At 62.9% G+C, this 20,067-nt stretch carries 15 protein-coding genes; 3 read left to right on the top strand and 12 right to left on the bottom strand.

The window, feature by feature from the left end; genetic code table 11:
* Positions 1–475 precede the first annotated feature (475 nt).
* Both O7B34_RS29955 and oiaX read right to left on the bottom strand, forming a co-directional pair.
* The gene (locus O7B34_RS29955) at positions 476–1,810 is read right to left on the bottom strand and encodes a four-carbon acid sugar kinase family protein (RefSeq protein WP_337149375.1); all 1,335 of its coding nucleotides are present in this window, start codon (positions 1,808–1,810) and stop codon (positions 476–478) included.
* A gap of 5 nt (positions 1,811–1,815) precedes the next feature.
* A complete protein-coding gene (gene oiaX, locus O7B34_RS29960; RefSeq protein ID WP_337149377.1) occupies positions 1,816–3,066 on the bottom strand; it encodes a 3-oxo-isoapionate-4-phosphate decarboxylase OiaX in 1,251 nt (416 codons plus the stop codon).
* 183 nt (positions 3,067–3,249) lie between these two features.
* Here oiaX and O7B34_RS29965 point away from each other — a divergent pair, with 183 nt between their 5' ends.
* The gene (locus O7B34_RS29965) at positions 3,250–3,963 is read left to right on the top strand and encodes a transcriptional regulator NanR (protein WP_027145252.1); all 714 of its coding nucleotides are present in this window, start codon (positions 3,250–3,252) and stop codon (positions 3,961–3,963) included.
* Here the strand turns inward: O7B34_RS29965 and apnL are convergent.
* The 10 genes from apnL to O7B34_RS30015 form a co-directional block, all read right to left on the bottom strand.
* Entirely contained in the window at positions 3,939–5,798 is a 1,860-nt protein-coding gene (gene apnL / locus O7B34_RS29970) for a D-apionate lactonase (protein WP_337149379.1), read from the bottom strand. The two genes, O7B34_RS29965 and apnL, sit on opposite strands and share 25 nt — an antisense overlap.
* Positions 5,795–6,829 (bottom strand): Gfo/Idh/MocA family protein, encoded by a 1,035-nt coding sequence (locus O7B34_RS29975; RefSeq protein ID WP_337149380.1) that lies wholly within the window; start codon positions 6,827–6,829, stop codon positions 5,795–5,797. Before O7B34_RS29975 ends, apnL begins: the two co-directional genes overlap by 4 nt.
* Before the next feature lie 2 nt (positions 6,830–6,831).
* Positions 6,832–7,896 carry an ABC transporter permease gene (locus O7B34_RS29980; RefSeq protein ID WP_337108998.1) on the bottom strand — a complete coding sequence of 355 codons (1,065 nt, stop codon included), beginning with the start codon at positions 7,894–7,896 and terminating at the stop codon, positions 6,832–6,834.
* Positions 7,896–9,434 (bottom strand): sugar ABC transporter ATP-binding protein, encoded by a 1,539-nt coding sequence (locus O7B34_RS29985; RefSeq protein WP_027145248.1) that lies wholly within the window; start codon positions 9,432–9,434, stop codon positions 7,896–7,898. Before O7B34_RS29985 ends, O7B34_RS29980 begins: the two co-directional genes overlap by 1 nt.
* Complete coding sequence (locus O7B34_RS29990) at positions 9,431–10,093, bottom strand: DUF2291 family protein (RefSeq protein ID WP_337149381.1); 663 nt, start codon at positions 10,091–10,093, stop codon at positions 9,431–9,433. Before O7B34_RS29990 ends, O7B34_RS29985 begins: the two co-directional genes overlap by 4 nt.
* A gap of 141 nt (positions 10,094–10,234) precedes the next feature.
* Entirely contained in the window at positions 10,235–11,176 is a 942-nt protein-coding gene (locus O7B34_RS29995) for a D-ribose ABC transporter substrate-binding protein (RefSeq protein ID WP_027145246.1), read from the bottom strand.
* Positions 11,177–11,436: 260 nt separating this feature from the next.
* Positions 11,437–12,264, bottom strand: a complete 828-nt coding sequence (locus O7B34_RS30000) for a phosphogluconate dehydrogenase C-terminal domain-containing protein (RefSeq protein ID WP_140510409.1) — start codon at positions 12,262–12,264, stop codon at positions 11,437–11,439.
* Positions 12,265–12,368: 104 nt separating this feature from the next.
* Entirely contained in the window at positions 12,369–13,391 is a 1,023-nt protein-coding gene (locus tag O7B34_RS30005; protein WP_337149383.1) for an ABC transporter permease, read from the bottom strand.
* Positions 13,388–15,862, bottom strand: a complete 2,475-nt coding sequence (locus O7B34_RS30010) for an ATP-binding cassette domain-containing protein (protein WP_337149385.1) — start codon at positions 15,860–15,862, stop codon at positions 13,388–13,390. Before O7B34_RS30010 ends, O7B34_RS30005 begins: the two co-directional genes overlap by 4 nt.
* Positions 15,863–15,936: 74 nt before the next feature.
* Positions 15,937–16,959: an ABC transporter substrate-binding protein gene (locus O7B34_RS30015; protein WP_337149386.1), complete on the bottom strand. Its 1,023-nt coding sequence runs from the start codon at positions 16,957–16,959 to the stop codon at positions 15,937–15,939.
* Positions 16,960–17,432: 473 nt separating this feature from the next.
* Here O7B34_RS30015 and O7B34_RS30020 point away from each other — a divergent pair, with 473 nt between their 5' ends.
* Positions 17,433–18,359, top strand: a complete 927-nt coding sequence (locus tag O7B34_RS30020; protein WP_027145241.1) for an ArsR/SmtB family transcription factor — start codon at positions 17,433–17,435, stop codon at positions 18,357–18,359.
* 184 nt (positions 18,360–18,543) lie between these two features.
* On the top strand, positions 18,544–20,055 hold the full coding sequence (gene arfA, locus O7B34_RS30025) for an arabinosylfuranosidase ArfA (protein ID WP_337149387.1): 1,512 nt from the start codon (positions 18,544–18,546) through the stop codon (positions 20,053–20,055).
* Positions 20,056–20,067 lie beyond the last annotated feature (12 nt).

Consider the following 20,067-nt stretch of genomic DNA (forward strand, 5'->3'; position numbering starts at 1 on the left):
TGGCGGTCTTACTCTCAATCTTGGTCATGGTGGCGTTCCTTCGCGGGAATCAGGTGACGTTGAACATCACCAGCCTGCCATGACCGCCCTCTCTCAGCGAATTTGCAGAACTCTCAGCACACTACCTAAATCCGTTTTAAGGGGCGAGAGGGCTCTGGCGTAGAATGGCGTGCGCAAAGGCGGGTCCGCAATGCGCCTCAATCAGCTGTAGAGCCCGCCGTAGCCAGGTCCCGAAAGCGGTCATTTTGAGCAGTCAGGCGGGGTGGCTCGCTTGCGCAGCATGTCTGCCATTCCTGGCGAAGCGCAGCCTTTTTCGAAAGCGGTCGTCGCTCAACCAATACTTAAAGGCCTGTTCCGGAGGGGCTCTGCCGGTCGACTTTCGAGCAGACATGTGCTCGCTTGGTGCTCAGGCGCAAGCCCTAATCGACTGTGCATGTCTCCCCAGGTTTCGCAATGTCCCAGCGCAACGCCTTGATCAATTCTGAAGGCCGTCACGGATGGACGAGAAATAGCGGTCGGTTCCTACCTGCCCGCCCTTCAACGCGACCTCCAGCCCGTCGATCGCATCGATGCTGGAATGGGCTACGCAAAGCGGGGAACCGGGCGAGGCGGGCAGGGGCATCCTGACGGTCAGCGCGTCTACGCCCATTTGTCCCAGCGCATGGCTTGACGTGTCACCGCCCGCGATGATCACGCGCCGCAAGCTCTGCTCCTCCGTCAATTGGCGCAGCAGCGCACCAAGGCCGCGGCCAAGCTTGTGGCGGGCACCATCCGCCCGGTCGATTTCGGCGCCCCTGTCGGCGGTGGGGCCAAGTGCCGTATAGAGGATGACGCTGCGCCCGGCTTGCAGACCGGCGCGGCCCTTTGCCGCCGCACGCGCAATCGCCTGCACCGACCCCTCCGAAACCAATTCGACAGGGTCGACCTCAACGCCGTCGAAACCGTCGGACAGGGCATGCCGGATCTGTCGTTCGGTGGTCGGCGAGCAACTGCCCGACACGACGGCCACCCGGTCGACGGCACCCGGCGGCGCAAAGCGTGGCCCAGCGTTGGCGATGCCCCTCGACGCCCACTCGGTCAACAGCGCATATTCGATTCCGGACGAGCCGACGACGATGGAACCGCCCGGTTTGCGAACCCGCCATATTTCCTTGCCAGCAAGGGCTTGGGTCTCCCGGTTGTCGACGTCGATAAGAACGATGGCGGCACCGTTCTCCACGAGGCGATCGAATGCCTGCGATCGCGATGTGGACTGCAGCGTCGCCAGGTCAAGCAATCCCAAGGAGAGTCCGGTCTGTCGCGACACATGAATCAGCAGGTCGGACTCATTCATCGGCGTCGTCGGATGGCGGCTCATCACCGGATGACGGTCGATGCGGAAATACTGGTCGCGATAGGCTGCGAACAGGTGGCCAAAGGCAGTGTAGCGTCTGAGCTGCGGTGCGCCGACCAGCATAGGCACGCTTTCCTGTGCGAAGACCGAGCGGCCGATCTCGATTGCCCGGCCGATGCTGCCGATTACCGGACTTGAATCGAAGGTCGAGCAGACCTTGTAATGGCAGATATCGGCTCTCAGCGCCTTCAGCCAGGCGAACGCGTCACGCAAATGCGTGTCCATCCACTGCGGGGTCTCGCTGCGGCTGGTGCCAGCGAGGCCAACCGCACGACAGTGCGAAAACCGTGCAAGCTGCTCGGCGTCCGGCTGGCGCATGAACAACACGGTCGGGACGCCACCAAGCTCGAGTGCTTCCATCACATCGGTCGAGCCGGTGAGGTCGTCGCCATAGTAGCTGAGCAGCAGGTCTTGCATGGGTGTCAGGCCGCCCTGCCATCGCCGAATTTTTCAATCGACCGCGCTAGTTCGGCATGGCTGCGGGCATAATCGGCCAGCGGAATGCCGTCCACAGCCGCCTGCCAGGCCTGACGCACGGCGCGCACGCCGGCGCCCGGTCCGTCCGGATGGCTGACGATGCCGCCGCCGCAGAGATAAAGGAGATCGACCGTTCGCCCGGTGCGTTCATAGGTCTCGGGTGCCTGTCCACCCCACTGGCCGGAACCGGCCACCGGCAGCGCGCAATCGTCAGGCGAGAAGATCGGCGTGGTCACCGCTTTGAAGGAGCGGACGAAGGATGCATCTGGTTCCCAGTATTTCGAGGCAATGCCGTTAATCTGGAACTGGTCGACGCCGAGCAGCCGCCAGAACTGCTGCCAGACCTTGAAATCCATGCCGAGGCCGGGATGGCGGGTGAGGATGTCCCAGCCATTGCGGTGGGCGTGCAGCACCAGGCCGGAGCGCTTCCTCAAGAACGCCATGCCGCCGAAGCCGATTGAGTTGATATTGACCACGGCACAATTGCCGCCGGCCTTGATCACCAGGTCGTGGTTGCGCATCATCTCGTCGGGATCGGCATGCGAGATGCCGAAGGCATACATCACCTTCTTGCCGGTCTTCTGTTCATGGTCGAGGACGAGCGGCATGATCGCCTTTATCCGCTCCGCCAGCGGCGAATAGGCAGGACTCATCAGCTTCTCGTCGTCCTTGATGAAATCTACGCCGGCCTCGATCAATTCGCCCACCATCGCGGCCGTCTCATGCGGCCGGAGGCCCAGCGCCGGCTTGACGATGGTGCCGATGATCGGACGGTCCTCGACGCCGGTCAGCCTGCGGCTGCCAGCGAGGCCGAATTGTGGTCCGGGATGGGCGCCCCGGTATTGTTCCGGCAGCTTCATATCGATGACACGAATGCCGGTGAGCCCCTTGATCGAATATGTGCCGCCGACGGCAATGGTCATCAGCGCCGCAAGGTCGGTGCCGATGGCATCGAACGGAAAGGCGATGTCGACATCAGCGCGCCTGAACGGTCCGTTGCCGGATCCCGGGAGAGACGGCTGCGTGGCATCAGGCAGGTGGCGGATTGCCAGCACGCGCGCCGCCACGCGAGCCTTCAGTTCCTCCGTCTCGCCCGGCAGCGCGACGAAGGTGCCGGTCGACTGGTCGCTGGCGATCTTGGCCGCCAGCGACTCGATGCTGCCTGGCGTCTCGATGCGGTAGGTCAAGGTGATCATGGACGTCGGCCGGTCGAAAAGGGTTCGAAAAAAGTTTCGTCGCGCAGGAAATCTGGTATAATGAGTACATAAGTATTGCAAGCAATATCCCAATTGGCGGCTACAGTCCGGTCAGCGGACGGGCATTCCAGGAATCGCAGCGGCAATGCTAGATAGGGTGGGTCAAGGGAGTGATTCGCGACGATGAACCGTTCGGAGCCGATCGTCCGGCGCAAACTTTCCGACGAAGTCTTTGCAAGACTGAAGCGGCTGATCACCAGCGGCGAACTGCAGCCCGGCGATGACATGCCGTCCGAGCGCGAGTTGATGGAGCGCTTCGAGGTCGGCCGGCCGGCGATCCGTGAAGCCATGCAGGCGCTGAGCAATATGGGGCTCGTCGCCATCTCGCATGGCGAGCGCGCCAAGGTGCTGCAACTGACCGCCAAGTCGATCATCAAGCAGGTCGACGGCGCGGCCAAGATCATCCTATCTTCGTCCAGGGACACGCTGGAGCACCTGAAGACCGCGCGGATCTTTTTCGAACGCGGCATGGTCAGGGAAGCAGCGGAAAAGGCCACATCGGAGGATGTGCAACTGCTGAAGGCAACCGTGGCCGAGCAGCGCGCCGCGCGCGGCGATTCGGAAGCCTTCATCTCCGCCGACATGAAGTTTCATACCCAGATCGCGTCCATTTCAGGCAATCCGATCTATGTCGCCGTCAGCGAAGCCACGCTGGGCTGGCTGAAGGAATACCACACTGAAATGCTTATCTGGACCGGCAAGGAAAAATACACGCTGACCGAGCACGAGGAGATCATCGACCGCATCGAGCACGGGGATGCCGACGGCGCCGAGAAGGCGATGATCAAGCACCTCGAGCGCTCGCGTGCGCTCTATGTGATGAATTCCGAGAAGTAACCGATCCTGGTAATCGCATAGGGCGGCATTGCGAGATTGCCCTGGCCAAGCGCGGAAGCGTCGACCGGGACGTCGTCCGATGTCAGATTCGCCAGCCAGACGATGATCTTGCCCGAGACAGAGCGGCCGGCCAGCGCCAGGACCCGCGTCTCGTCGCTCGTCGTGGCGGAAACATGCGTCAGTCCAGCCAACTCACAAAGCCCTTCGATGGCCTGGAAGATCGGCCGCGGCGTTCCTTGCGCGACGGGTTCGCCTGATCCCGCAACCACGCCGAACGGTCCGGCGAAGCTGGACAGTGTCAGCATCTCCAGCCCCGCCGGCGCGACGCGCGCGGCATAGCCGATTGTCCATGCGGCGGCGAACTGCGCGGCATGGCGTGGATCGCGGTTCGCCATGGCGATGCGTTGCCCCTGCGGATTGTTCTTGGTCGCGCCGCCATAGGGGTTCTGGCGCATGGCAATCGTCGATGGCCCGATCCGGTACGGCTTTGTCCCGAAGATCGCCCGGGTGGACCGGGTGATGAAGGGCAGCGCCTCCAGCGACTGCATGACGCTGAGATCGTCGGCGGCATGCACGATCGGACAGGTGCAGTGGGTGATGAAATCGAGCTGGTGGGCCGGAACGCGCTTACGGTTGAGCTCGGTGAAATAGCTGAACATGCCGCCGCCGAGACGGATATCGGGAAAGGCGCGGCGCGCTGCGGTGTAGACGTCCTCGAGCGGCGGGCATGCCGGCCAGGCACTGCCCGGCGGCGTCGACTGGCGGTCGACCGCAGGAGACACCGCGACGGCATCGAGCCGCAGGCCTGCCCGGCGTACCCTATCGGCGACATCGGAAAGTTCGGTGTCGAGATCGCCGGCGCAGGCGACCACGCATTCCAGCGTCGTCGAAACAGGGTAGGCGGCGGCGAGCCGGGCATGGGCGCGCAGCGCGTTGAGGCCGTGGCCTCGCGTCGGATCAAAGTGGAAAAGCAGCTGCCGCGGACCGAGCCTCCCCAGCATCGGCAGGTCGGCAAGTGCCGCCTCGACATCCTCGGGATAGATCACCACGCCGATGTCAGGCAGCTTCGAGCCGGCCTTGCCGAGTTCGACGCGAACCGGTTCGGCCGCCGCTGCCGAGGCAGGCACGTTGGCGTCGCCGGTGATTTGCAGGCTGACCGTCTGGCGCAGGGGTTGTCTGGCCGGCAGCACATAGGGCCATGGCAGCGCCAGCGGCCTCACATAGGTCTTGTAGGAAGCGTCAGACCAGTTGCGCTGGTCCTCCATCTCGAATGTGTCGCCATCCATCCGGCATTGCGCGACAACGCCGGGCCGCACCCGATGCGTGATGGCGCGCAAATTCTTGAACGGCTGCCAGGGGTCGATCAGATCGGGCAGTTCCGTCTCGACCACCCCGCCGTCGGTATGCTCGACCGTCACCGGGCTGCCGGCAAGGCTGGCGATCGGGTGCAGGATGCAGAAGCCGCAGCGGTTGGTTTCGAAATCGCTCTCTGGCAACGCGGTCACGTCGAACACCAGCCTGCCGTCGGCGGAGCCTTCGATCGTGGCGCGGAAGCCGAGCCGGCTGCCGTTCGGGCCGAGGCAGCTTGCCGTGTAGCTGACTGAGAAACGGTCATCCTTCTGGTCGATCGCCAGATCTGTCAGATCAGGCTCGTAAGTGCCCCAGTCGCGGTCGCGCACGATATAGGCAATGGCGCGCAGCACTTCGGTGCCGCCATGGCGGATGGTGCGCAGATTGCCGTTGACCAGCTCCGTACTCAGCGCGCCCGCGCGCAACGTGACCGGCTTGGGCTCGGCCGCGCGCGTGCCGTAGAGCTGGAAAGCCTCAGCCGTCATCTGAGCAAGGCGTCGATTTGCACGGGTCCGCGGCTGGCGGCACCCGCATAGGCGGCCTCGACCAGGGCAAATGTCTTGAGATTGTCGGCGCCTGAAGTCGCCGGTTCCTGGCCTGATGCAAGGCAGTCGATCCAGTGCTGCTGGATGGCGGCAACGCTCTCCTGGATGTTGTGCCATGGTCGCGAGGCCCAGGGCAGCAGTGGTGGCGAGACGTCGCTTACCTTGGTTCCAGTTTTGCCTGTGACGGTCAGCCGGTAGCCTTGCGCCAGCCGGATCGTGCCGTCGCTGCCGTCGAGTTCGATGAGTGTTTCCGGGAACGGCTCCACGGCAAGCTTGGTCGCATAGCTGCAATCGACCACCGAAGTGGCGCCGCCGGCGTGGTCCATGAGCATCGTGGCGACATCCTCGCCGGCGATGGCCGGGTTGATGCGTGCGGTCCGCGCGGTCAGGCTCGACACATCGCCGAGCAGGAAGCGGGCGATGTCGAGAATATGAATGCCGAGATCCTCGATGATGAAGCGTTTGCCCGTCGCCAGATAGGGCTGGCCGGAAAACACGTCATAGCCGGAGCGAAAGGAGATGCGGCCGAAGAAGGGCGTGCCGATCTCGCCGCTGTCGAGTACGGCGCGCACCGCCTGGATCGGCGACTGCCAGCGAAAGTTCTCATGCACCATCAATGGCACGCCGGCTGTTTGGCAGGCCTCCACCATCGCCCTGGCATCATTGAGCGTCGGCGCGAACGGCTTCTGGCAGATGACGGGAACGCCGTGCGCGGCGGCCATCTCGACCAGCTCACGATGGCTGCCCACCGTGGTGGCGACGTCGACGAAGTCGAGTTTCTCCGCCGCAAACATCGCCGCTGCGTCCGTGTAGCGCCGTGCGACATCGAACTGGTCGCCGACGATCCGCAGTCGCTCGGCATCGCGGTCGCAGACCGCGACGATCGAGGCGCCCTCGATGTCGCGCCAGGCATGCATCTGGTTGACGGCGAAGAAGCCGCAGCCGATCAGCGCTCCACTTAGGCTCTCCATGCTCAACCCACCTTTGCCATCTGCATCAGCGTGACGCGCTGCTGCAGCCGGCGCTGCGCCTGGTCGACGACGACGGCGACGATGATGACCAGGCCCTTGATCACCATCTGCCAGAAGGAACTCACGCCCATCATCACCAGCCCGTCCGACAGGATGCCGATGACAAAGGCGCCGACGATTGTGCCGCCGATCGTGCCGCGTCCGCCCGACATCGAAGTGCCGCCGAGCACCGCCGCGGCAATGGCGTTCAATTCGAAGCTCTCGCCCGTCGCCGGGTGTGAGGCCATCAGTTCCGAGGAGATGATCAGGCCGACGATCGCGGCGCAGAAGCCGGAGAACATATAGACGAACATCTTGACCATGTTGACGCGCACGCCCGAGATCCGCGCCGCGCGCTCATTACCGCCGACGGCGAAGATGTGGCGGCCGAGCGGGGTGTAGCGCGCGAGATAGGCAGCCCCCAGCGCCACCACGATCAGGATCCAGATCGACACCGGCAAGCCGAGCAGCCGGCCGGCGCCGAGGAAGCCGAAGCCGGTGGTGCCGAGTTCCGGCTTGCCGACGAGGTTGGGAAAGGTGCGGCCGTCGGAGGACAGCAGCGCGAAACCGCGCGCGACATAGAGCACGCCGAGCGTGGCGATGAAGGGCGCGACGTTGAGCCTGGTGATCAGCAGCCCGTTGACGGCGCCGATCGCTATGCCGACCAGAAGCGTGATCACGATGATCTCGAAGACGTTGAAATAGACGGTGTAGCCGATCTGCAGGTCGATACCGTTGAGCACGAGATAGCCGGCCACCATGCCGCACAGGCCGACGATCGAACCGACCGAAAGGTCAATGCCGCCGGTGATGATGACGAAGGTCATGCCCATGGCGAGGAAGGCGTTGAGCGCCACGTGCTTGGCCATCAGGATCAAATTGGCGGCCGAGAGGAAGTTCGGCGCGGCGATCGAGAAGAATACCAGCACCGCGATCAGTGCGATGAAGGTCCTGAGCTTCATCAGCGTCAGCAGCGCGGAACCGCTGGAGGCGGAAGGAGCGGCCGCCTTGGCCGGAATGTCAGTCATCAGCGTTGCTCTCCATGTGCCGGTCCGTGGCCCAGCGCCGACGCAGCGACGATCGCCGCTTCCGTCGCCTCGGCGCGGTCGAACATGCCGGTCAGTCTGCCATTGCTCATCACCGCGATGCGGTCGGACAGCGCCATCACCTCGTCGAGATCGGAGGTGGCGAACAGGATGCCGAGCCCGTCGCGCGAAAGCTTGCGCATGGTGCGGAAGACGTCGGCCTTGGCGCCGACATCGATACCGCGGCTGGGTTCGTCCATCAAAAGCACTTTCGGTTCGGTGAGCAGCGCCTTGCCGATCACCACCTTCTGCTGGTTGCCGCCCGACAGTGACGAGACTTCCTGCGCCGGATCGGCGACCTTGATCGCCAGTTCCCGAACCATCTGGACGACGGCTTGCCGCTCGGCGCCGCCGCGGATATGGAACAGGCTGACGAAGCGTGACAAGCTCGCCAGCGTCAGGTTGCTGGCGACCGAGAGGATCGACACCAGCCCTTCGCGCTGGCGGTCCTCGGGGATCAATGCCAGCCCGCGCTGGATGCGGCGTGTCGTGTCGCGCTCCTTCACCTGCTTGCCGGCGATGAAGATCTTGCCGCTGGCATGGCCATGACGGCCCATGATGCAGTCGAACAGCTCGCTGCGCCCAGCGCCCATCAGCCCGTATATGCCGAGGATTTCGCCGGCGCGCAGCGACAGCGAGACATGGTCGACCGCCAGTCCGCCGGTAACGCGCGGCAGGCAGATCTCCTCGGCGCGGAAGATTTCCTCGCCGGGCTGATGTCCGTCGGCCTTGGCGAAATCCTTGGCATCCGAGCCGATCATCTGACGCACGATCCACTGCGTGTCGACTCGTCTCATTTCCTCCTGGCCGGTGATGCGGCCGTCGCGCAGCACGGTGACGGTGTCGCCAATGCGGATCAGTTCTTCCAGCCGGTGGGAGATGTAGACGATGGCGACGCCGCGCGCCTTGAGGTCGGCGATCACCTTGAAAAGGATTTCGACTTCCGCCGCGCTCAGCGCCGAGGTAGGCTCGTCCATGATCAGGATCTTGGCGTCGAGCGAAACCGCCTTGGCGATCTCGACCAGCTGTTGCTGGCCGATGCGCAGGTCCTCGACCAGCATGTCCGGCCGGATGCCGGCTTCGAGCCGGTCGAGGAATTCGCTCGCCCGCTTTTCCTGCTCCTTGCGGTCGATCTTGCCCAGCCGGTTGGTGATTTCGCGTGTGGCGAAGATGTTCTCGGCGACGGTCATGTTGCCGAACAGGTTCAGTTCCTGGAACACCATGCCGATGCCGCGCGCCACCGCATCTCCCGATGAGGAGAAGGAAACCTCTTCGCCTTCGAGCAGGATGCGGCCGGCGGTCGGCTGCTCGACGCCGGCGATGATCTTCATCAGCGTCGACTTGCCGGCGCCGTTTTCACCGACCAGCACGTTGACGGCACCCTTGCGCACCTCGAAGTTCGCCTGCTTGACCGCCACCGTGCCGGCATAGACCTTCGAGACGTCCTCCAGCTTGAGGATGACCTCGCGACCGGGGCTCATGGCTTCGGCCCGATCTCGGCCTCCGCCGGAGTCACCAGCGGCAGGTCCTGGCCACCTTCGATCGTATAAGCGCCGACCACCTTGGCGGCGCGGCCTTCAAGTGCCTCGCGCGGCAGTTTGGACAGCACGGCCTTGTCCGCATAGGCGTTGAAAGCCTTGCCGAACTGGGCGAAGTCGATCTGGTTGGTGAAGTCGTTGAACTGGACGAAATCGAGGCTGTCGCGCAGTGCCGTGCCGCGCATCGCTGGCCCGATCTGGATGCGCGCATCGGCCTTGCCGTCGCCATCCACGTCAATGTCCATCGTTGCCGCGCGCGACTGCGTGTTGGCGGCGATGATCTTGCCCTCGACACGAACCGCGAAGGTCCATGGCGAATTCGCCTGCTTCCTGGGGTTGCCGTATTTGGCGCCGGCCGCCGCCGGATCGGTCTTCGCCAACGCATGGACCTCGGCGAACGGCCCGGCCTTCTGCTTGAGATAGGGTATGACCTTCGAGGCCCAGATGTCCTCGACCATCTTGTCCGGTTTGAAGGCAGGCGCATTGCTTTCGCTTTGCGCCACGGGCGTCGGCAGGATCTTGCAGGCGCTGAGGCCAAGGCCCACGAGCACCGCAAGCATCATCCCGGCGAAACGGGTCAGCCAGGTCAATCTGTTCGGCATGGCGGTCAAAAAATCACCCGGAACGTGAAACTGGAGCAATTCCAGAAAAAGTGTGAAACGGTTTTCCGTCCGAAATTGGATCAAAACAAAACTGGACGAGGGGCGAACACAGGTCCGCCCCCGCCGTTGCGTTGAGCCGGCTCAGTTCTTCAGCGCGAAGGTTTCCAGCTTGGCGGCATTTTCGCCATTGACGAGCACGCAGTCCATCAGCTGTTTTTCCTTCTCGGGCGACTTCTTGTTCTTGATGAAGTCGTTGGCCTGTTCGACCGCCATCTGCGCCTGGGCAAAGGCAGGCTGCAGCACTGTCGCCTTGATGCCGCCCGAGGTGATGGAATCGCGCACGTCGTTCGAGCCGTCGAAGCCGACGACGATGACATCCTTGCGGTTCGCGGCGGCGAGCGCGGCATAGGCGCCCATCGCCATCGTGTCGTTGCCGGAAATCACGCCCTTGATGTCGGGATTGGCCTGCAGGATCGATTCCATCTTGGAATAGGCCTCGGTCTGGCTCCAGTTGGCCGACTGCTGCGTGACCATCTTCAGATCCGGATAGTCGTCGATGACATCATGATAGCCCTTGGAGCGGATGCCGGCATTGGTGTCGGATTCCTTGCCGACCAGCTCGACGAAGTTGCCCTTTTCGCCCATCAGCTTGACGAACTCCTGCGCGCCGAGCTGGGCGCCCTGGTAGTTGTTGGAGACGATCTGCGCCACGGCGACGCCGGTGGCGTTGATCTCGCGGTCGATCAGGAACGAGGGAATACCCGCGTCCTTGGCCTTCTGCACGGCGGCGACGGTGGCGTCGGCGCCGGCATTGTCGAGGATGATCGCCTTGGCGCCGCGGCCGATCGCGGTGTCGATCAGTTCGGACTGCTTGTTGGCATCGTCGTCATGCACCAGCACCAGCGCCTCGTAGCCGAGTTCCTTGGCCTTGGCCTCGGCGCCGACCGCTTCCGCCTTGAAGAACGGATTGTCATGCGATGGCGTGATGATGGCGATGAGGTCCGCCGCGTAGGCGGGCATCGCCGTGCCGAGTGCCAGCACGCCGGCGAACGCCGCGAGCGTTATTCTGCGAGTCAGTTTCATGAAGTCCTCCCGTTTGAAAAGCCTGTGTCTCGATCGATCGAGGCCACTGTCTGCGTTTGAATCCATCAGGCTGTGAAGGTTGCGGAACGCCTGGCCCAAGCCGTCAGTCGGCCTCCCAAGCAAGTTCCTGTTCCCCGCCATCCTCCACCCGTCTCAGCTTCGAACTCCCGGCGAAGCGTGGTTGATCCGAGCGAAGATTAGCTTAGCCAACTGGTATGATGAGTCAACCACAAATTCAGGTGATCTGTACCTAAGTCGACTCAGGTGATCCGCTGAATGCTGGCTGCGATCTCTTCCGGCTCGAAGACCCGCTTCCAGTCGTCGCGCATCAGCACCGGCTTGCCGAATTCGATCGCCTTGTTGCAGGCGTCAGAGAACACGCCCTTGGTTTCGCCGAAGATGACGGCGCCGAGCACGTTCATGTGGCCAAGCAGGAAATCGAGCGCCGCTTGCCGGTCGACGCCACGCGCCACGACCTCGTCGACCGCCTCCTTCATGACGACCAGCAGCGAAGCGCAGACGGTTTCCGAAAGCCCTGGCTCGAGCAGCGCCATCTGTTTGACGGAAACGCGGTGCGAGCGCATCACCGGCGCCCAGATGATCTTGGCGATGGCCTCGCCCTTGGCGTAGTCGGCTTCCGGTCCCTGCATCAGGGCGCTGACCATGTGCTGCTTGGCCTTCACACCGCCGAAATAGTCCTTCTTCGCCGCCATGTCGGTCTCGTCGTTGAAGATCGGCGGATGGCAAGGATGGGTGACGAAGTAGGTCAGGTCGGGACGATCGGGCAAATGGCCGGCGAACGGCGCGGCTGCGTCGAGTACGATGACCATCGTGCCCGGCGCAAGCTTGCTCTCGATGCTTGTCGCGACCTTGCCGATATGGGTGTCCGGCACGGCCAGGATCACCACGTCGGCGCCTTCCAGCGCCTCGTCGGCGCTGACCGTGTCGAAGCCCAGTCCGGTCTTCAGCCGCTCACGCCCGGCCTCGCTGACCTCGACATGGCGGATCGTATAGGGCGAGCCGCGGAAATTGGTCGAAAGGCGGTAGCCCATTTTGCCGCCGGCACCGAACAGCGCGATCGTCGTCATCTGGCCCTTGCTCCTTGGTCGTGGACGATGGCGTTACCGATCGTCATCTTATCTACTGGTATGATCACTCTACCACATTGGCAAGAGAAATCATCATCCGCTTGTCATTCCCGGCGGACAGCCGCCGCATTTGGCTCGGATTCCAGTGTGCGGTCGTCGTCGGCGGCTCGGCGCGACAGCACTTGCCGGCCGGCCAGCGCCAGAACGAAGATGACGACGATGCCTTGCACGATGTCCTGCGCACCTGGCGGCAGGCCGACGATCTGCATGGTGGTGACGATGAGGATCAGCAGGATACTTGCGAACAGCGTGCCGACGGCGCTCGCCGAGCCGCCAAAGATCAGCGTGCCGCCCAGCACCACCGCGGCGATCGACTGCAAGAGATAGGGCTGGCCCATTTCGAGGAAGGCGCCACCTATATAGGCGCCGAGCAGCAGCCCATTGAGCGAAGCCAGCACCGACGAGATGATGAAAGCCGAAGCGATGACCCGGTTGTTGCGGATCGCGGCCAGCCGCGCGGCGGTGCGGTTCTGGCCGACCGCCGACAGCAACTGTCCGAAAACCGTGTAGCGCAGCACGAAGGAGGTCGCGGCCACGCCAACGATGGCGATGGCGGCCATGATCGGCACGCCGGCAATGCGGCCCGTCGCCAGCGTCTTCAAGAGCGGACTGACGGCGAAGCCCGCTATGGCGCGATTCGATAGCAGTGTCGCGGTCGCCAGTACATAACCTGTCGCCAGCGTGGCGATGATGGCCGGTATGTTCAGCCCGACGACGAGCAGCGAATTCAACCCGCCGACCGCGAGGCCGAGCAGGATCGTGGCGCTGACGCCGATGGCAAGGTTGGCGTCCTGGCCCTTGATGGTGAGCAGCGCCACGAAGGCGCTGAGCGTGATCACCGAGGCCACCGAAAGGTCGATATTGCCGCGCCCGGTGGTGACGACGAACATCTGGCCGATGCCGACGACGGTCAGGAACGAGGCCGACAGCATGATGCCCGACAGGCTGGAGAGGCTGAAGCGGTTGGTGACCACGGACAGCACCAGCCAAAGCAAAAGCACGCCGATCGCCGACCAGACCCAGCGGTTCTTCTGCGCCCAGAGGCCGAAGGCGGCGAGGCCGTTCATTGTTCGCTCCTGCGGTCTGCGGTCAGGCCGCGCAGCGTCAAAAGGGCGATGAGGATCAGCCCTTGCGTTGCCGCGTTGAAGTCGCTGCTCACGTTCAGCGTGCCGAGCAGGGCGCCGATCAAGGCCAGTGTGACCGCGCCGGCGATGGTGCCGACCGGCGAGATGACACCGCCCAGCAGCGAGCAGCCACCCATCACCACGGCGGCGACACTGAGCAGCGTGAACGAATTGCCGGAATTGATGTCGCTTGCCGTGTTGATCGCCGTCAGCGACAGGCCGGCGGCAGCGGCGAACAATCCGGCGACGAGGTAACGCACCAGCGCATAGCGCGTCGGCGACCAGCCGGAGCGGATCATGGCGGTCGGATTGTTGCCGAAGCCGCGCAGCACCACGCCGAGCGGCAGCCGGTCGATCACCAGCACCACCAGCGCGACGGCGGCGATGAGGATGATGGAGGTGGGCAGGAAACCCAGCGACCAGCTGAACATCGCCGACAACCATTCGGGGCTGGTCCCGCCCGGTGTCGGCTGCAGTGCGTAGCCTAGTCCCATCCAGATGAAGGAGGCGCCGAGCGTGACGACGATGGCCGGGATCTTGCGCGCCTGGATCAGGCCGCCGAGCCCAGCATAGGCGGCGACCGCCGCCGCCAGCGCCAGCGCACCGAGCCATGGCTGATCGTAGAGCAGCGTGGCGGAGAGCACGCTGACCAGACCAGCAAAGGCGCCGACGCCGAGATCGATCTCGCTGCCGCCGACGATGAACATCTGCGCCGCCGTCACCAGCACAAGGGACAGCGCCGGCATCAAGAGCAGGTCGAGCCCGAAGAATGAGGCCACCGCCGGGTTGGCCGAGATCATCACCGCCAGCACGGCGGCGAGGCCGATGAAGGGGGCCGCGTTGACCAGCCGGCGGGCAAAGCCGGCGCCGGCGGCGCTGTGCCCCGTGCCGGCACGGGTGTCCGCCTGCTGGGCAAAGGATGCGCCGACGACGGCCGATTCCGTGATCGATTCGCCGCTCAATTCCTTGACGATGCGCCCGTCTGAAAACACCAGCACGCGGTCGCAGGCCAAAAGCTCGGCGTCTTCGGTCGTGTGCCAGACCAGCGTGCGACCACTGCGCGCGATCTCGTTGCAGAGCCTGTAGAAGTCTTGTTTCGTGGCAATGTCGACGCCGCGCGTCGGATCGTCGAGCAGCAGGATCGGCGTGTCGGCGACGAGCGCGCGGGCAACCAGCGCCTTCTGCTGGTTGCCGCCGCTGAGTTCGAGGATGTTGGAGCCGAAGCGTTTGTCGTCGAGCCGCAACCGGCCGGCTGCAACGCCCGCCGCCTCGCGGCAGGCGCGTTCCGAAACAAGGCCCAGTGCCGGACGGCGGGCAAGGCTGCCGATGCTGACGTTTCCAAGCACGCTCCACAGCGGGAACACGCCTTCCTTCTGGCGATCGCCGGCAATGAAACCGGCATCGCCGCTCCTGGTGATCGCGGTTCCCCCGGTGGAATCCGGCTCGAAGATGGCGTGCAGCAACTCCTTCTGGCCGCTGCCCTCGAGCCCCGCCAGTCCGATGATCTCGCCGCGGCCGATCTCGATATCGCGGCCGAGTCCGGCGGTCAGGGAACCGGACAATTTGACCAGCGCCTCGCCGCTGCCGGCGGCAACGGCGCTGTGCTGGTGGATTGAATTGGCGTCGCCGCCCATGAGCTGCACCAGTTGGCCGATCGAGGTGTCGGCGACATCGCCGCGCCAGGCGGTGCGTCCGTTGCGCAGCACCATCACCTGCGTGGCGATGTCGATGATTTCCTGCAGCTTGTGGCTGATGAAGATGAAGGCGAAGCCGGATTTGGCACGCTCACGGATAAAGGCCCGCAACTGTCTGGAGCGGTCGAGGTCGAGCGAGGAGGTCGGCTCGTCGAGCACGATCAGCTTGACGCCGGGCGTGGCGGCGGCGCGCGCGATCTCGACCATCTGCCGCTCGGCGATGGATAGATGGCCGACCTCGGCGTTCACATCGATGCCGTTGGCGTGAAAGACGGCGTCCAGCGCTGCGCGGGCGCGGCCCCTGTAGAGTGCGCGCCAGCCCGGCCGGTTGGCCGCGTCGCCGGGTATCTCCAGGAAGAAGTTCTCGGCGACGGAAAGGTTGGCGCACAGCGACAGTTCCTGGTGAACCATGCGGATGCCGCGCCTTTGCGCCTCCGCCGTGTCGTAGGCGCCGAAGCTCACGCCCTGTCCGGCGAACGAAATCGAGCCGAGGGTCGGCGACGTTGCCCCGCACAGGATGCGCATCAGTGTCGACTTGCCGGCGCCGTTGCCGCCGACCAGGCCGATGATTTCACCGGCCGAGACGGCGAGGTCGATCTGCGCGTTCGCCAGCGTCGGCCCGAAACTCTTGGTGATCCGCGACAGCGAGACGACGTTAGGCCTGATGTCGGGTATCGTAGCGGCTGCGCCTTCTGGATCGGCTACGGCAAGATGGGACATTCGTCCTCCATTCTTTACGGGCGAGGACCGGGCACGGCCGTCTGGCGGCGCCCGGTCCTTGGCAATGACAAGCCTTACTTGCTGAGCAGGTTCTGCTTGACCCAGTCGAGCGAATAGCTGGGGCTGATGATCTGGCCCCCCGGCAGCTTCGCATACTCCTTGAGATTGCTGGCATCGACGGTCGCCACCGGCATGATCATCAGCTTCGGTGCCTTGCCGCCCTTGAGCAGTGAAAGGCCGAGCCAGAATGCGGCGCCGCCAATGCCCGGCGTGGTGTTCATCGAGACCGTCTGGTAGCTGTTCTTGGCATTCTCCTCGGCCCACCATTTGACGAAGTCGGTGCCGCCGCCGCCTTCGATGATCGGCATCTTGCCGGCATAATCACCGCCATATTGGACGAAGGCCTGAGCAATGCCGACATCGTCGCTGCCGCCTTGGCCGAGCACGGCGTCGACATGTGGCAGCGAGGGCAGGACGTTGGCGATCGCCGCCTGCGCGACCGAGGCGGTCGCCTGACCATAGACGGTGGCGACAACCTTGATGTCGGGATATTTCGCCAGCACCGACTGCTGCGCGTTGAACATGTCGTTGTCGGGCGCCGACCCCTTCACGCCGCGCACTTGGATGACGTTGCCCTTGCCGCCGATCATCTTGAAGACGGCTTCGGCCTGGGCCGCCTTGTAGCCCTTGAAGTCGAAGTTGAGCTGGTAGTTGCAGGGCGCCGAAGCAACCGAATCGAAGGAAACCACGATGATCCCGGCCTTGCAGGCCTTTTCGATGATGCCGTTGACCGCGGTTTCCGAGGCGGCGTCGACGGCGAGCACGTCGACCTTCTTGAGGATCAGTTCGGCGATCTGGCTGTTCTGTTGCGCGACCGAGCCGTCACCGTTCATAACGACGTAGTCGGCGATCCGACCGGCCGCCTTGGCTTCCTTGGCCGAGGCCTCGAAAGCCTCCACCATCTGATGCCGCCAGGTGTTGCCGTAATAGGCGTTGGCGAGTGCGATCACCGGTGCGTCCGGCGACGCCATCACCGGCAAAACCGAAACACTGGCTAGCGCGGCGCCGGCAAGCGCCGCCACAATTGAAAACTTCATGATATCTCCTCCCAAAAACACCGGCCGACCTGATCGGCTCGTCTGTTCATTCCGTGACGATGGCTCTTTTCGAAAGACACCATACCATCTACATATTATACCAGCATACCAAGTAGGCAAGCTTTTTGCTGCTCTGGTCGGACCGCTGCTGAGGTAGGCCCGCCAATTGCGTTGAATTGGGATGTCGTCCGGTAAGGGACCCCCCGAGTCCGAGGGTCAGGACGAGACTTCCAGCGTTCCATGCCGCTATCGCCATCCCGAAGCTGTTGCGCTGTCATTCCGCTTTCGTGAAGAGTTTCGGGCGTGAAGAGTTTCGGGCGCCGGCAGGCGTACGAAAGTCCCCGAGGAAGGAACCCGCCGCACGGTTGCGATCAATAAAAGTGACTTGGAGGCGGTCAGCGCATTGATTAAATCAGATTCCAAGATATACAGGGGCAATTTCGGATATGGATTTCGTATAGACTGGCCAATCGATGAGTCGCAATTTTCTGGTGATCGAACCTGAGGAAGGCATGGCCGTCCTCAAGGGGCTGGCCTCTTCGGCGCGCATCTCGATGCTGAAACTGCTGCATGAGAAAGGGCCGATGAATGTCAATGACATCGCCGCCCTGCTGTCGCTGCCGCAGTCGACGGTCTCGACCAATATACAGGTGCTCGAGGATGCTGGCCTGATCCGCACCGAGAACCAGAAGGCGAAGAAGGGCAGCCAAAAGATCTGTTATCCGACCGCTGAGGAAGTGCTCGTGGTCTTCAAGAGCGAATATCGTTCGCTCAAGAACGACGCGATCGAAGTGTCGATGCCGATTGGGCTCTACACTGGATTCGAGGTCACCGCGCCCTGCGGTCTCTGCTCGCCGGACGGGATCATCGGTCTCCTCGATGTGCCCAACACCTTCCTCGATCCGGACCGCATGAAGGCTGGTCTGTTGTGGTTCACGCGCGGCTTTGTCGAATACCAGTTCCCCAACAATGCCAAGCTCGCCAATGCCGAGATTACCGAACTCGAACTGGTGACCGAGCTGTCCTCGGAAGTGCCTGGCACCAGCGCCGATTGGCCCTCCGACATCACGCTGACGATCAATGGCGTCGATGTCGGAACGTGGACGTCACCCGGCGATTTCGGCGACAAGCGCGGCGTCTTCACGCCCTCCTGGTGGAAGCTCAAGGGCTCGCAGTATGGCAAGCTGAAGAACTGGCGAATTTCCACCGACGGCACCTATGTCGACGGTGTCAGGATTTCAGAAACCAGCCTCGCCGCCCTCGACCTCAAGGGCCATCATTCAATCCGGGTCCGTATTGGCGTCAAGGACGATGCCAAGCGTCCCGGCGGCATCAATATTTTCGGCAAGGGATTTGGAAATTACGATCAGGACATCCTGCTCAGGATCAAAACCGGTTGATAATCATCAAATCGGGTCTAAAAAATAACGCAGCGATTTCAATATATTGATTTCATTTACGACCGAGGACGTCGGTCAATTGTCAGACTTTTGGCGGTTTTTCGCTTGACGAATGGATTCTGCTTCCCTTTGATATCGAGTAAGATGATTTAAATCATCATTTGTGATATTTAGGGAGGAATGCATGAAGGCAGCCATAACGGCGCATCCGCACTATGTCGTCTCGGAAATCGATCCGAGGCTCTACGGATCCTTTATCGAGCATCTTGGGCGGGCGGTCTACACCGGCATCTATGAGCCCGGCCATCCGACGGCAGATACCAACGGCATGCGTCAAGACGTCATTGATCTCGTCAGGGAACTCAACGTTCCGATCGTCCGCTATCCCGGCGGCAATTTCGTGTCAGCTTACAATTGGGAGGACGGTGTCGGCCCCAAGGAAGAACGCCCGGTGCGCCTCGACCTCGCCTGGCACACGTCGGAAAGCAACGAAGTCGGCCTGCATGAATTTGCCAACTGGTGCGCGTCCGCCAACACCGAGATGATGCTTGCCGTCAATCTCGGCTCGCGTGGTCTCGATGAAGCCCGCAACTTTCTGGAATACACCAATCATCCAGGCGGAAGTGAGTGGAGCGACAAGCGTATCGCCAACGGCCGCAAGGAGCCCTTCGACGTCAAGCTGTGGTGCCTCGGCAACGAAATGGACGGCCCCTGGCAGATCGGTCACAAGACCGCCGACGAGTATGGCCGCCTGGCCCATGAGACCGCCAAGGCCATGCGCGCTTTTTCCAAGTCGCTCGAACTGGTGGTCTGCGGCTCTTCGAATGCCAAGATGCCAACCTATCCTGAATGGGAGGCGACCGTTCTCGACCATACCTATAACGAGGTCGACTATATCTCGCTGCACATGTATTTCGACAATGAAGCCAATGACGCGCCGAATTATCTCGCGATGAACGAGAAGCTCGACGGCTACATCGTCTCGGTCGCCGGCGTCATCGACTATATCAAGGCCAAGAAGCGCTCCAGCAAGCAGGTCTACATCTCGTTCGACGAATGGAACGTCTGGTATCATTCCAAAGAGCAGGACAAGAAGATCCTTGGCGGCAATGACGGCTGGCCCTTCGCCCCACCATTGCTCGAAGACATCTACAATTTCGAGGACGTGCTGCAGGTTGGCCTGATCCTCAACACCTTCATCCGTCGATCCGATGTGGTCAAGATCGCCTGCCTGGCGCAGCTGGTGAACGTCATCGCGCCGATCATGACCGTTCCGGATGGCCCGGCATGGCGCCAGACGATATTCTATCCCTATCTCTATGCCTCGATCTACGGCCGTGGCAATGCACTGGATCTCAAGCTGGACAGCCCGACCTACAAGTCCACCGTCGCGGGTGAGGTTTCCTGCGTCGACGTGGCCGGCGTGCATGACACCAGAACCGGCCATGTCACCTTCTTCGCCGTCAACCGCCATTCGAGCGAGGCGATCGAAACCGTGATCGACATCAGCGGTTTCGGCGCGGCTGACGTCGTTGATCACCAGGTGATAACGCACGCGGATTTGAAAGCCGTCAATTCGGCCGGGAACCCCGGCAATGTCGGCCCAAAGAAGGGGGAGGGCGCCTCGGTGGCTGGCGGCAGACTGAGCCTATCGCTGCCGGCCTATTCCTACCAGATGATCCGCCTGAAACTCTGATCTCGGGCGGAC

Origin of the sequence: Mesorhizobium sp. Cs1299R1N3, assembly GCF_037179625.1 — a bacterium.
Classification (GTDB): Bacteria; Pseudomonadota; Alphaproteobacteria; order Rhizobiales; family Rhizobiaceae; genus Mesorhizobium; species Mesorhizobium salmacidum.